This is a genomic window from Pseudorhodoplanes sp. (assembly GCF_046289595.1).
Classification (GTDB): domain Bacteria; phylum Pseudomonadota; class Alphaproteobacteria; order Rhizobiales; family Xanthobacteraceae; genus Pseudorhodoplanes.
The window spans coordinates 21,644-34,890 of the sequence record NZ_JBKBVB010000039.1 but is presented as its reverse complement, the minus strand read 5'-3'; the positions used below and the strand labels follow the sequence as shown (position 1 = coordinate 34,890).

Below are 13,247 nucleotides of genomic sequence, written 5' to 3'. Positions count from 1 at the left end.
AGACCGGAACCAGCCCCTCCTGTACCGCAATCCGAAATTTTGCAGCGCGAAATCGGTCCCAGACCTTGGTGATGAAAAATGTTGCGATGCAGGTCGGCCCGACCATTGCAAGTGTCGCAACGCAAGCGCCGGCAACTCCGGCAACCTGATAACCGATCAGGGTGGCGATGATCACATTCGGTCCCGGCGTCACCTGCGCGATGGCAAACAGATCGGCGAATTGCCGGTCGGTCATCCATCCTTCGGTCTGCACCGCGATCCGGTACATTTCCGGTATGGCGGCATTGGCGCCGCCGATCGCAAACAGCGACAAGAGCGCGAAGTGACCGGCCAGGACGAGCAGCGGATCGGCCGGTTTCATCGGCGCTGCCACCAGAACGCCAGCGCCACACTGACCGGCGCAAGAATTGCGACGGTTGCAACGAGCGGCCAGCGCATGATGCCGACCGCAAGAAAGGTCGCCGTCATCATGAACATCGCCGGCGTCAGCGGCCTGCGCAGAACCGGTTCGGCCATCTTCACAATGACCGCGATCATCAGACCGATCGCCGCCGCCGCGATCCCGGTGAGGATGCGCCGAAGAATATCGGCGTCGCCATAGACGGCGTAAAGCGCGGAGAGCCCCGTCGCAATCACCGCCGGCGGTCCAAGCAGACCAAGCAAGGCGACGGCGGCGCCCGCAGCGCCATGCATGCGCGAACCGAACACCACCGACAGATTGACGACGTTGGGGCCGGGCAGAAATTGCGCGAGCGAGAAGGTCTCGTTGAACTCCTGCGCCGTCATCCATTTCTTTTCGTCGACGATCAGCCGGCGCGCCCAGGGCAGGATCAGACCGAAACCGGTGACGGAGATTTTCGCAAAACCAAGGAAGAGTTCGAGCAAGGATGGGCGCGGCAGCCCGGTCGCTTCGTCCGGCATGTCGATCATATGCAAGCATTACCCCGAATCGCGCGGCGCCTGTGCGCGGAAATCGGCGTAAGGTTCGTCGGCCCCTGCTCTTCCCTCACCGGGGCGGTGCTCTTATATTTCGTGAGCCGGCGCAAGCCGGCTATGGCGATAAACGGACTTCGCAATAAACCTTTCGGACCCGGGGGCAGTGCCCGGCGCCTCCACCACCAGCGGCCGCGATCCTTCACCGGGCGGCCGCTGCTGATGGGGGCGAAACAGGATCGACGAGGGCGTAAAGGTTGTTCTTTCGCTCGGTATGGTACCCGCCGTTATCGGGCCAAACGTATAGTTGCCAACGACAACTATGCTCCGGTTGCTCAGGCTGCGTAACGCAGTCTGTAAGACCGATCTAAAGCCCTGACGGGTTTAGCTCCGTCAGGCGGGGTTCGGAGGCACCTGGCAACAGAAGCCTCCACTTTTGTCTGCCCGGCCGGAAATACCCCTCAAACGCCCGCCCACGGGCTGACGGGCCGGTTCCGCCGGGTTACCATTGCAGACGATTCTGACGCTGGCTTCTGGTGCGATCACCGATGGCGACCGACCATATCCGCTATGACCTCCTCGCCCAGGACGCGCTGCGCGGCCTCGTGCGCAAGGTGCTGACCGACACCGCCAAGAGCGGACTGCCGGGAGAGCATCATTTCTCGATATCGTTCCGCACCGACGCGGACGGCGTGAAGATGTCGCCCAGGCTGCGCGAGCAGTTCCCGCAGGAGATGACAATCATCCTGCAATATCAGTTCTGGGATCTGAAGGTGACCGATGCGGATTTTGAGGTTGGGCTGTCGTTTGGCGGCGTACCGGAAAAGCTGACCGTCCCGTTCGCCGCCATCAAGAGCTTCTTCGATCCGTCGGTGCAGTTCGGGCTGCAATTCGAAACCATCGAGGCCGAAGCCGCGGTCGCTCCGGCACAGCCTGCCAAGCCCGTGGCGGCGGGAACGCCGGCCGCGGAGGCTACGACCGCAGCGCCCGTCGAGACCCAAGACAAGCCGACCGGCGAAGTGGTCCGGCTCGACCGCTTCCGCAAGAAATGATCGAGCAATAGCTTCGAGCAATTCCAGCCGGTCCTGCTTTGGCGCGGCGCGAAGGCTCGTTACACTATGCGCATGACCAGACAGACGCGCGACACTGCGAGCAAGGCTCGCGCCTCCCGAGGCAAGACCCGCAGCGAAACCGACAGCTTTGGTCCGATCGACGTTCCGGCCGAGCGCTATTGGGGCGCGCAGACGCAGCGCTCGCTGCAGAATTTCAGGATCGGCGGCGACCGCATGCCCGAGGCGCTGATCCGCGCCTTCGGCATCGTCAAACGCGCCGCCGCCGAAACCAACATGGAGCTGGGCGCACTCGACAAGAAGCGCGGCCAGGCCATCGTCGCCGCCGCACAGGAGGTGATCGACGGCAAGCTCGCCGGCGAGTTCCCGCTCGTGGTCTGGCAGACCGGCTCGGGCACCCAGACCAACATGAATCTGAACGAGGTCATCGCCAATCGCGCCAATGAAATGCTCGGCGCTCCGCTCGGATCGAAGGCGCCGGTGCATCCGAACGATCACGTCAACATGAGCCAGTCGTCGAACGACAGCTTCCCCACCGCGATGCATATCGCTGCGGTGATGGAAATCTCGCAGAGGCTGCTGCCGGCGCTTTCGCAGCTGCATGACGCGCTGCGCGTCAAGGAGAAGGAATTCGCCAGGATCGTGAAGATCGGCCGCACCCACACCCAGGATGCGACGCCGCTCACCCTCGGCCAGGAATTCTCCGGCTACACCGCGCAGCTCAAATTCGGCATCGCCCGGATCAGGCAATCGTCGAAAGAGCTTTACCCGCTGGCCCAAGGCGGCACCGCGGTCGGCACCGGGCTCAACGCGCACCCAAAATTTGCGGCTTCGTTCGCAAAGCGCGCGGCCGCGATCACCGGGCTGCCCTTCGTCAGCGCGCAGAACAAGTTCGAGGCTCTCGCCACCCACGACGCCTATCTGTTCGTGCATGGCGCGCTCAACGCGATGGCGGCCGGCCTGTTCAAGATCGCAAACGACATCCGCCTGCTCGGATCGGGACCGCGTTCGGGCCTTGGCGAACTGATCCTGCCGGAGAACGAACCGGGCTCCTCGATCATGCCGGGCAAGGTCAACCCGACCCAGGCCGAAGCCCTTACCATGGTGTGCTGCCAGGTTTTCGGCAATCAGACCACGATCACGGTCGGGGCGAGCCAGGGCCATTTCGAGCTGAATGTCTTCAAGCCGGTTATCGCATTCGCGATGCTGCAATCGATCGAGCTTCTTGCGGATGCATCGCGCTCGTTTGCCGACAATTGCGTTGCCGGCATTCTTGCAAACGAGCCTCGTATTCGCGAATTGATGGAGCGCTCGCTGATGCTCGTCACCGCGCTTGCCCCCAAGATCGGCTACGATAATGCCGCCAAGGTCGCCAAGCGCGCGCATCAAAACGGGACAACTCTCAAAGACGAAGCGGTAAAGGGCGGCTTCGTCACCGCAGAAGAATTCGATCGCCTGGTGCGGCCCGAACGGATGATTCGACCATTGTAAAATTTGCCATGACCGGCGCGTTGCCGGTTTCTGCACGGTCTTGCATCGCAAGATGCGGGGTTTCTGCGATCGCCTTAATCGGCTGAAAACTCCATTTCCTGTTCGTTACGAATTCCGCCTTGCCGCCGCCACGCTAATGGCGCAATCAACAGACGGTATGTGTCTGTAGTTTGGGCCCGTGGGGGTCCAAAGATAGCCGGCTCAGGGCCGGGGTCTTTGATGGGCGACGTCTTGAATCTTCGGCTGGCGCGGAAGAAGCGCGATCGACAGCGTGATGCGGATAACGCTGCGGCGCGCCGACTAGTTCATGGTCGTTCGAAGGCGGAGCGCAAACTGGAAGGGGCGCAACGTGACAAGTCTGCAAGCAATCTCGACGGCCACCGGATTGGAAGCGGAGAGGCCAATGAAGTCCCCGGTCGTTAAACGATCGATCGTTATCGCCGGGCACAAGACCAGCGTCAGTCTCGAGGACGCATTCTGGAAAGGCCTGAAGGAAATCGCCGATGCGCGTCACATGACGCTGTCGGATATCGTCGCGAGCATCGACTCGCAACGGCGGCATGGCAATCTGTCGTCCGCCATTCGCCTGTTTGTGCTCGATCACTATCGCGGACAATCGTCCGACAGGGACCATCGCCGCTAACTGCTGCACGTCGCCGTTTCGGGATGTCGGGCGCGCCAGAGCCTGGGGGACCATCCCGCAATGACCACGGCCCCCTCCGCAGGGTTCTCTTTCTGACTGCCGGCCGCTGCGTGCTGTGATCGCGGTCCGGCGCGAAACCGGCCGACACCCATTCAGAAGATGGGGCGGCCGCCTTGCGGCGGCTGTTGCGCGCGCGGCGGCGAACCGATCGGGGTCGGGAACGGATTGGCTCCGCCCGGGCGCTGCGGTTCAACCCTCGGCGGCTCGGTCCGTTGCGGCTCTGCGCGTGGCGGTTCGGGACGCTGCGGCTCAGCGCGCTGCTGCGGCAGCACACGCCGGCGTTCGCCGGGCACCGGCGCGATCTCAATCGCAGGCGGCAGCGGCTGCACCGCAGACTGGGGCGGCGTACGCGGCAGCGGCGCAGGCGGTTCGGCAGGCGTCGCAACCGGCGCGCCGTTCTTCGCATCGTCGGCAAAGGGCGCCGCAGGCGCCGGCTCGGCCTGCCGCGCTTTTTCCAGCGCCTCGATCTTCTTGGCCTGCTGCTCGACCGAACGCAGCGCCAGCCAGCCGGTCAGAGCCGACACGTCGATCACGCGCTCCGGCGCGGCAGCCGGACCGCGCAGTTGCACGGCAATTTCCGGCTTGAGCGCCATGCCGGCCTCCGGTCCCGCCATCGCAAGCCGCAGATCGATGCGGCTGGTCGTCAGATCGTAAGTGCCGGCGACCGCGAGTTCCGCGGCTTCGGCGCGCGCCGTGAAACCGTCGATGCGGGCAACCCCGGCGGCAAGCGTTACCGTGGCTTCGGCATGCGGAACGACGAGGGCGCCGGCGCCAAGTCCCTTGCTGGCGAGATCGCGCACCCGCGGCGCATCGATCGCTAGTCCCTGATCGACACTCTTCATCGCGACTTCGAACACCCTGGGATCGAACGCGGCAATCCGTGCATGGTCGAGCACCAATGTGCCAGCCCCGTTGAGCGACCCGATCAAGGCGCGCGGACTGCGTCCTGCGCTTTCGAATTGCAGGTTCAACGCGGCCTGTCCGGTCAACGGCGCGGCGCCCTCCCCGAACAGCAACTGGCTCGCATCGGCATCTGCGAGACCGATCTGACCGGACAAAGCCAGGGTCTCGGCGCCCTGCCGCAGTGTCACGTCGCCGGAAAGCCGGCCGCCGATGACTTCGCCTTCGAGATCCTCAACCGTGATGTCATGGCCGGAGAAGCGCAGCGCAGAACGCATTTTCGTGACCTGCAGCGACGGCGTCAGCATGGCCTGCGCGGCGCTCAGGCTGACGCGCCCGGACAATTTCGGCAAGGCGAGCGGGGCGAACGGCGTCTCGCTCCAGGAGGCATCGGCACTTGAACCGCCCTTTTTCGCGGCGTCCTTGTTCGCGCTCTTCGTGCCGTCCGGTCGGGCCGGCAGCCTGACGCCGGCCAACGCTGCGAAAAGCGCGCCGGCATCGATCCGGTCGGTGCGCAATTCGCCGTCGATCACGCGCGGTTCGTCGAACGTCAGACCAAGCCTGCCGCGCACGGCCGAGCCGGCAAGCGTGGCGGCGATGTCGTCAAGCCGGATGCCGTTCTCGTCGCTGCTGACCTTCGACGTGAATGCCACCGGGACATTGGTCGAAACCGCTCCGGGAAGCGCGATGTCGGCGCGGCCCACCCTGACATCGAGCGCGGCGCGGCGCAGGTCTGCCGGCAGGATACGGACGGTGCCCTTGGCCGCCGCATCGAGATTGACGGCGGCGATCGATGCATCGAGCGCAAGGTCGCCATCGAGGCGGCCTTGCGCCGTCAGCGCGAGCTTGCCCGGCTGCTTTGGCACGGACACCACGCGGTCGAGGGCCGCAAGCCTGATCAGGGCGGCGACATCGCCGGCATCGAAGACGCCGTCGATCAGGAGGTCGGCTTCGCCCGGCGCGTTCCATCGGCCGGACAGCGCAGTCTTCAACGTGACCGAGATCGCGCCCAGCGAGCCGTCAAGCGACAGGTTTGCGCGCGCTTCGTCCGGGCGGCCATTTGGCTCGACCGTCAGGGTTCCGCTGAGCTTTCCGGGCGATGCGAGTTCAGCCGCGCGCTGCAGCGGCTCGGCGACCGGCGCCGCCGCTCGCTTCGCCAGCGCGGCGAGCCCCTGCGGATCCCGCACCGACAGGTCGAACGCGACCGATCCCTGCCGCGCCTTGAGATCGACCTTGCCCTTGGCGTCGAGGGTAAGCCCGGCGAAATCGGCGATTTTCACGGTATCGATCGCCAGCGCCCCGGCCTTGTACGCGACGCGCAAGTCGGTGCTGCCGGCATCCAGATCGGCAAGACGCAGGCGCTTGACGGACAGCGAAAGCGACACGTCGTCGAAAGACTCCAGCGGCGCGAGATTCGTCGCAGCACCCGCCGCCTCGAGAACCGCATCGAGATCGAGTTCGTCGGCGCGCAGCGTCGCCGCCAGGGTGGCAAGCGCGGCGCCGTTGGCAAATTCATAGACCAGGCCGCCATCAAAGGCCTTGCGGTCGATTGCAGCCTGCATGCGCTGGATCGCAACCCTGCCATTGCCGAGCGTCACGTCGCCGCGAAAGCGGACCGGCCGCGCCGGGAGCGCGCTGTTGCCTTTGGCGCCGTCAAGCCACTCGGCGAAGGCCCGCGGATCGGCCGAGGTCACGCTCACCGGCCCTGTGAAGGACAGGCGCTCGGCCGGCTTGCCGAGACGCCCACCCGCCTGAATCTGGGTGAGGCCCGGCGCCCGCATTTCGAAGCCGGACAGGGCAATGCCGCCGCGGCCGAATTCGATGTCGCCGCGAATGTTCTGCAAGGTCGCGCCGCCCAGCGTCAGATTGTCGATGCCGAAGCCGATCTGGGTGTCGATCCGCGGCAGCGTCATGGCCTCGGCGGCGCCGATCAGCGCCGACAGCGTTGCGCGCGGAGCCGCTGCGGACCCGCCGCCGAGCAGCTTGTCGGCGTCAAGAGCGCGCGCGGTCAGGATCGCATCGAGCCGCGGCCGCGGACCGAATTTTGCTTCCGCCGTGCCGTGCAGCTTCAGCGCCCGCTCCTCCGGCCCATATTCCAGCTCGACCTGCTCGAACAGCGCCGACGCGGCATTGGCCTTGAGCCTTGCGCCGACACGCCAGGGGTCGGCCGCAGCAGCCTTGTCTCCTTTCACGGGGACACGGCGGACCAGCGCCAGCGCGCCGTCAAAGCGCGGCGCGCCATCCTCGGCCGAAAGCAGTCCCTCCAGCTCGGCCGAAAGCGGCCGGTCGGCCGGCTCGACGGTCAGCTTGATCCGCGAGCCGCCATTGTCCGGGCGTCCGGTGGCAAGCCGATAGCCATAGAGCGCGCCGTCCATCACAAACGCACCTTCGCCACGAATCGGGCCCGGCAGCGCGCGCACCTCGCCGTTGAACCAGAGCTTGGTCAGAGCCGCGCGTGCACCGCTTGCCGCATCGGCGAACCGCACCGTCGCATCCTCGACGACGAATTTGTCGATCGACAAGGCCTGGACATTCACCCCGGCAAGGGTGTTGGGCAGGACGGCCTGCCCCTCGGCGTTCAGCGAGAGCTGGATTTCCGGAGCCAGCAGCCGGAATTCAACCGCGCGCAGCTTTCCTGAGAGAAGCGGGGTCAGCGCGAATTCGATGCCAAGGGCCTTGGCCCGCAGCGCCTGGGCGTCGCCCCGCTGTCCGATCTCGACATCGGTCAGAACCAGGGTCGGTGACGGCAGCAGCTTCACGTCCATCGGCCCGCCGACCCGGACCGGCAGCCCGACCGCCTGGCTGGCCTGCTCCTCGAAGGTGGCCCGATGCGTGTCCCAGTCGATGAAATGCGGTCCGAGCAACGCCGCAAGCAGCGCCAGAATCGCGGCAATGGCCAAGGTCAGCAGCGTCGCCTGCACGGATCCACCTGAATCGTCCCCATTAAAGATGATCCCGGCCCTGCCGCACTGCAAGGCGGGGGCTGTCGCAGGCCGTATCGCTTGTGAACACCGATCAGAATACCGCCGGTTGGCGGCGATTCTATGATCCGGGCCGCGCTGCGGGGCGCCCTGTTTGCTTTATCTTTCGTCATTCCGGGACGGCGCCCAATTCCGGACCCGGAATCCCGAACTGCAAACACCGGCATTCGGCGTTCTGGATTCCGGGGCTCTCGCGCGTCGCGCTCTCCCCGGAAGGACATTGCTGGCGCGCGCTCTACAAATCCGCCGGCACCAGTTTGCCCGGATTCATGATGTCGTCGGGATCGAGCGCTTTCTTGATCGCGCGCATCGCGGCAAGCGCCGGCGCGCCATGCTCGGCGAGCAGATACTTCATCTTGCCCTGGCCCACGCCGTGCTCACCGGTACAGGTTCCGCCCATGCGCAGCGCCCGTTCGGCAAGGCGGGAGAGGAACGTCTCGGTCGCCGCCATCTCCTTGGGGTCGTTCGTGTCGACCACAAGGGCGACGTGGAAATTGCCGTCGCCGACATGGCCGACGATCGGCCCGAGCAGGCCGGTCTCGCGAAGGTCGGCCTGGGTCTCGACCACGCATTCGGCGAGCCGCGAGATCGGCACGCAAACGTCGCTCGCCAGCGGCTGAGAATTGACCCGCAGCGCCTTCGCCGCCCAATACCCGTCATGACGCGCCTGCCAGAGCCGGGTGCGGTCTTCGGCCTTCGCGGTCCATTCGAACGGTCCGCCGCCGAGATCGGCGGCAATTTCGCCGAAGCGCTGCGACTGTTCGGCGACGCCCGCTTCGGTGCCGTGGAATTCGAGCATCAAGAGCGGCGTCTCCGGCAGCGTCAGCTTCGAATAGGCGTTGCACGCCTTCACCTGCACCTCGTCGAGCAATTCGATGCGGGCCACCGGAATGCCGGACTGGATGGTCAGGATGGTGGCGTTGCAGGCGGCCTCCACCGTCGGGAATGGGCAGATCGCCGCCCCGATCGCTTCCGGAATGCCGTGCAGCTTCAGGGTCAGCTCGGTGATGACGCCGAGCGTGCCTTCGGAACCGACGATCAGGCGGGTGAGGTCATAGCCGGAGGAGGATTTGCGCGCGCGCGTCGCCGTGGTCATGACCTCGCCATTGGCGAGTACGACCTTCAGCGCCATGACATTATCCTTCATGGTGCCGTAGCGCACCGCATTGGTGCCGGAGGCCCGCGTCGCCGCCATGCCGCCGAGCGAGGCATCGGCGCCGGGATCGATCGGGAAGAACAAGCCCTGGTCGCGCAGATATTCGTTCAGTTGCTTGCGGGTAACGCCGGGCTCGATCACGCAGTCGAGGTCTTCGGCATGGACTTCGAGAATCCGGTTCATGTCGCGGAAGTCGATCGAAACGCCGCCCTGCGGGGCGTTGACATGGCCTTCCAGCGAGGTCCCGGTTCCGAACGGGATCACCGGTACTTTATGGCGCGCACAAATCCGGACCGCCTCCTGCACGTCGGCGGTGTGCTGCGGAAACACCACGGCGTCCGGCGGCTGGTTCTCGATCCAGGTTGTGGTGTGGCCATGCTGTTCGCGGACCGCCTGCGAGGTCACGAGGCGATTGCCGAAGGCTTTTGCAAGATCGCCGATCGCGGCCTGGATCGCGCCAGCGTCGCGTCTTTCTGTTGCGTTCGTTACAGCGGCGGTAGCCATCGAGCTTCCTCATGCGGTGCGTGCGCGGCCGACCCTACCAGCCGCCGCAAGGAAACGGCAAATTCACCTAAAACGCCGAAATCGTTCGCGTTTTCAGATTTACACCGCCGTTGCGCTGCCGCAATATAGCGTATGCTCGATCGCTGCGACTTCGAACCGGTTTTCTTCGCGCCGTTTGTCTCGTCCGTGATGAAGGTCGATCCGGCCTGGATCGACCTCAACGGCCACCTCAACATGGCATATTACCATGTGCTGCTCGACCGTGGCGTCGACGAGATGTACAGCCTCGCCGGCATCGGCTGGGACTATCTGAAGGAGCGCAATCTCTCCTTCTTCACCGCCGAGGTGCATCTGCGCTATCTGCGCGAATTGAAGTCGGACGATCCGGTGCGGGTCACGTTTCAGCTTCTCGATTTCGATTCCAAGCGGATGCATTTCTTCCAGCAGCTGTTCCACGCGACCGAAGGCTGGGTGTCGGCCACCTGCGAGAATCTGTCGCTGCATATCGACATGGCGGTGCGCAAGGTCGCGCCTTTCCCGCCTGACGTTTCGGAGCGGCTCGGCAAGCTCAGGGCGTCGCATAGCCGCCTGCCGCGTCCGGAAGCGGTCGGACGGCGGATCGCGATGCCGGCGAAGGCGTGATCGCTACTCAGTCGCGGTGGAACGGATCGTTGTCCCGCCTTGGTGCGAAACCGAGCGACGGTCCGGCCCGACGCCGCTGTTCCCCGATTGCCGCGTCGATCGCTGTCAGTCCGTCCGGTCTGTTGCCGGCTCTGCTGCCGTCGCCGCGCCCGGCCATTGCACCGCGCGCAACGGCCGGCGTCCGCTGCCTGGGCTGCGCTTCGACTGGTAACGGCACGTAATCGTATTTCGGGGTGGCGACGATCCAGACCGGAACCCGGTCGGAATCGTTTCTCACTTCAACTGCGGGTTGGGCACGCCGTTCACCGACGCCATCGGTGCCGTGCTCGGAGCCTTGCGCAAGAACCGGGGCAAGAACCGGGGCAAGAACCCGTGCCTCATGCTGACTGCGCTGAAGCGCGGACAGACCGGCGATGGCCGCGGCGGCACGGCACCGACAAACGCCAGATAGGACAAGGCACCGTAGAGGAGTTTCATAGGCCAAGAACGCCAGGCAAAGCCCGGCAGTTCCCGCATTTGACACAAAGCACGCCGTCATGGGAGGCGCGTCCGAAAGGGCGCAGCCGTGTCAGAACGGCGCCTTCGTCAGAGGCCGGAAATCGGCGTTCACCTCGCCCGACAGATCGATATTGTCGGGGTCGAGTTCCCGCACCGGCGCGCCCGGCGAAAGGTCGAACTTCATCAGATCGGCCCAGATCACATTCGGGCTGGTGGTCAGTTCGAAGAAATAGCGCCGGTTGGTCAGGTCGATCGCGGTGCGGTATTCGGTGTTGTAGATGCCGAAACCCTTGTAGGGCGCACCGAACGGCACCGACACATTGCGCGCAATCGCCAGCACGCCGGCAATCGCCTCACGCTGGTTCTTCGGCTCAGGCAGCAGCGCGGAATAATAGGCCGCGCGCTGGAAGCGGTCGCGCGCATTGACGTTGCCGGGCAGCGTCATCTCGCTCGACGGTTTGGAGAAGTCCTGCTGCTTGAGCAGCGCCAGTTGCTGGTCATAGGTTGGATCGTTGGTCATGATCCGGTACTCGCGGCCGTGATGCACGACCGGCTTGCCGTCGATATACTCCACAATCGCGGAGTCGCCGCTCGCATCCTCCATCGCCAGATGCACGGTCGCCTTGCGGCCGCGCGCCTCGGCCATCACGATCTGAATGCCGTCCAGGAGCTTGAGCGCCTCGGCGACGCTCTCGGCATTGTCAAGAAGATACTGGCCCCACAACCCGGCATGAATGCCGGGCTTGCTCGCATCGCGCGGACCGAAATCGGTCGCGGTCAGATACAGGAGATGAATGCCAAGGCCGCGTTCGTTCACCCCGTCCACGGCGCCGATCCCGTAGACGGACGTCACCAGGCTGCCGAATTTCGACGTCCATTTCGCGGCATTCTGCGCGACCACCGTTTCGTTGCCGACACGGCCGCCATCGCGCGGCGTGCCGCGTGGAAACACCACGAGCTTCGGCTCGGTGCTTTCCGGCCAGTCCATGGTGCGGCTGACCACCACCGCAAGCTTGTTGTCGTTCCACAAAATGCGGCTGCAGGCGTCGGCGGCCTGCACGAACGCAAAAGCGCCGATCGCCGTGCCGCACGCGACGACCAGAGACTTGACCAGGACGTTTTTCAGCAGGACGTTTTTCAGCAGGACGTTTTTCAGGATGACGCTTTTCAGGATGACGCTTTTCAGGATGACGCTTTTCAGGATGACGCTTTTCAGGATGACGGCCTTCAGCATGGCGGTGTTCCTGCCCTCGTGTTTTGCGACGATAGTAGCAGCAGCGATGCGTCCTGGCCGGCGTGCCACGCAATTGTTACCGCATCGTGAGACAGCCAGCCGCATGCTTGACTCCGGTCGGCTCGCCGATACCCTCGCGCGCGAAACATAAGCGGTACCGCATGACGGTACGGGGAGGATCGATGGCGGCGCCGGCACCTTCGGCAAAAAGGGCGGGAACACAACGCAGCGAACAGCCGCCGGTCATCCGCACCTACAAAATCCCCTCGGCGAAATCCGAACCCTATATCTGCATGGAAGGCCCGGACCGCGCGCTCTGGTTCTGCGAAAGCGGCGCATCGAAAATCGGCCGCTTCGATCCGGCGGATGCATCCTTCCGCGAATTTGCATTGCCCGTCGACAACGCCATGCCGATCGGCATCACAATCGGCGGCGACGGCAATATGTGGTTCTGCTTGAAGAAGGCGAACAAGATCGGCCGTATCACCATGCAGGGTGCGATCACGCTGTTCGATCTGCCGACGCCGAATGCCGGACCGGACGGCACACTGAACGGCCCGGACGGCAATGTGTGGTTCTCCGAGAGCGACGCCAACAAGATCGGCCGCATCACGCCGGACGGCGTTGTGACTGAATTCTCCGACGGCCTTTCACCGGGCGCGCGTCCGCTTTCGATCGCCGAACGCGACGGCGCGCTGTGGTTTTCCGAGGCCGCCGGCAATCGCGTCGGCCGCATCACCGTGGACGGCAAGATCACCGAATTTCCGATCCCGAGCCATGACAGCCAGCCGCGTGCGATGGCGACGCACCCGGACGGCTCGATCTGGTTCGTGCAGACCTCGAATAACGCGCTCGGCCGGATCGACCGCGAGGGGCGCATCACCGAACACAAGGTGACAACTCCCAATTCCTCGCTGCGCGGCGTCTGCGTCGGACCGGAGGGCGATCTGTGGTTCACCGCCAATGCCGCCAACAAGATCGGCCGCATGCGCCCCGACGGCAGCATGGTCGGCGAATACCCGATCCCTGTCGAAAAGGCCGGGGCGCGCTGCATCGGGCCGCATTCAAACGGGCGGATGTATGTGACACTATTCGATGCCGGGATGATCGGCGAAGTCATCCCGCAATAGCGTTT

General features: G+C 64.8%; 12 protein-coding genes and 1 other RNA gene. 7 read left to right on the top strand and 6 right to left on the bottom strand.

Going from position 1 to position 13,247, the window contains the following annotated elements; all coding sequences use genetic code 11:
• Together ACK41X_RS10565 and ACK41X_RS10560 are read right to left on the bottom strand one after the other, a co-directional pair.
• A partial coding sequence (locus ACK41X_RS10565) for a chromate transporter (RefSeq protein WP_409722424.1) occupies positions 1-361 on the bottom strand: 361 nt, incomplete at its 3' end.
• Entirely contained in the window at positions 358-921 is a 564-nt protein-coding gene (locus ACK41X_RS10560; RefSeq protein ID WP_409722421.1) for a chromate transporter, read from the bottom strand. The genes ACK41X_RS10565 and ACK41X_RS10560, both read right to left, overlap by 4 nt.
• Positions 922-997: 76 nt before the next feature.
• On the opposite strand from ACK41X_RS10560, the gene ssrA reads away from it, so the two are divergent.
• The 5 genes from ssrA (at position 998) to ACK41X_RS10535 (ending at position 4,137) form a co-directional block, all read left to right on the top strand.
• Positions 998-1,368, top strand: a transfer-messenger RNA (tmRNA) gene (ssrA, locus tag ACK41X_RS10555).
• A gap of 113 nt (positions 1,369-1,481) precedes the next feature.
• Entirely contained in the window at positions 1,482-1,985 is a 504-nt protein-coding gene (locus tag ACK41X_RS10550; protein ID WP_409722418.1) for an SspB family protein, read from the top strand.
• Positions 1,986-2,057: 72 nt separating this feature from the next.
• A complete protein-coding gene (fumC, locus tag ACK41X_RS10545) occupies positions 2,058-3,494 on the top strand; it encodes a class II fumarate hydratase (protein ID WP_409722415.1) in 1,437 nt (478 codons plus the stop codon).
• A 219-nt stretch (positions 3,495-3,713) separates the two neighbouring features.
• A complete protein-coding gene (locus ACK41X_RS10540) occupies positions 3,714-3,917 on the top strand; it encodes a DUF4169 family protein (RefSeq protein WP_409722412.1) in 204 nt (67 codons plus the stop codon).
• Entirely contained in the window at positions 3,898-4,137 is a 240-nt protein-coding gene (locus ACK41X_RS10535) for a ribbon-helix-helix domain-containing protein (RefSeq protein ID WP_409722409.1), read from the top strand. The genes ACK41X_RS10540 and ACK41X_RS10535 overlap by 20 nt, the downstream gene beginning before the upstream one ends.
• A gap of 152 nt (positions 4,138-4,289) precedes the next feature.
• On the opposite strand, the gene ACK41X_RS10530 is transcribed toward ACK41X_RS10535, so the two are convergent.
• Positions 4,290-8,018 carry an AsmA-like C-terminal region-containing protein gene (locus ACK41X_RS10530; RefSeq protein ID WP_409722406.1) on the bottom strand — a complete coding sequence of 1,243 codons (3,729 nt, stop codon included), beginning with the start codon at positions 8,016-8,018 and terminating at the stop codon, positions 4,290-4,292.
• Between the two features lie 295 nt (positions 8,019-8,313).
• Positions 8,314-9,738: an FAD-binding oxidoreductase gene (locus ACK41X_RS10525; RefSeq protein WP_409722403.1), complete on the bottom strand. Its 1,425-nt coding sequence runs from the start codon at positions 9,736-9,738 to the stop codon at positions 8,314-8,316.
• A 132-nt stretch (positions 9,739-9,870) separates the two neighbouring features.
• Between ACK41X_RS10525 and ACK41X_RS10520 the strand changes: the two genes are divergently transcribed.
• Entirely contained in the window at positions 9,871-10,380 is a 510-nt protein-coding gene (locus tag ACK41X_RS10520; protein ID WP_409722401.1) for a thioesterase family protein, read from the top strand.
• 7 nt (positions 10,381-10,387) lie between these two features.
• On the opposite strand, the gene ACK41X_RS10515 is transcribed toward ACK41X_RS10520, so the two are convergent.
• Together ACK41X_RS10515 and ACK41X_RS10510 are read right to left on the bottom strand one after the other, a co-directional pair.
• Positions 10,388-10,657 (bottom strand): hypothetical protein, encoded by a 270-nt coding sequence (locus ACK41X_RS10515; RefSeq protein ID WP_409722398.1) that lies wholly within the window; start codon positions 10,655-10,657, stop codon positions 10,388-10,390.
• 291 nt (positions 10,658-10,948) lie between these two features.
• A complete protein-coding gene (locus ACK41X_RS10510; protein WP_409722395.1) occupies positions 10,949-12,112 on the bottom strand; it encodes a linear amide C-N hydrolase in 1,164 nt (387 codons plus the stop codon).
• 182 nt (positions 12,113-12,294) lie between these two features.
• Here ACK41X_RS10510 and ACK41X_RS10505 point away from each other — a divergent pair, with 182 nt between their 5' ends.
• Positions 12,295-13,242: a hypothetical protein gene (locus ACK41X_RS10505; protein ID WP_409722392.1), complete on the top strand. Its 948-nt coding sequence runs from the start codon at positions 12,295-12,297 to the stop codon at positions 13,240-13,242.
• The last annotated feature ends 5 nt before the right edge of the window (positions 13,243-13,247 follow it).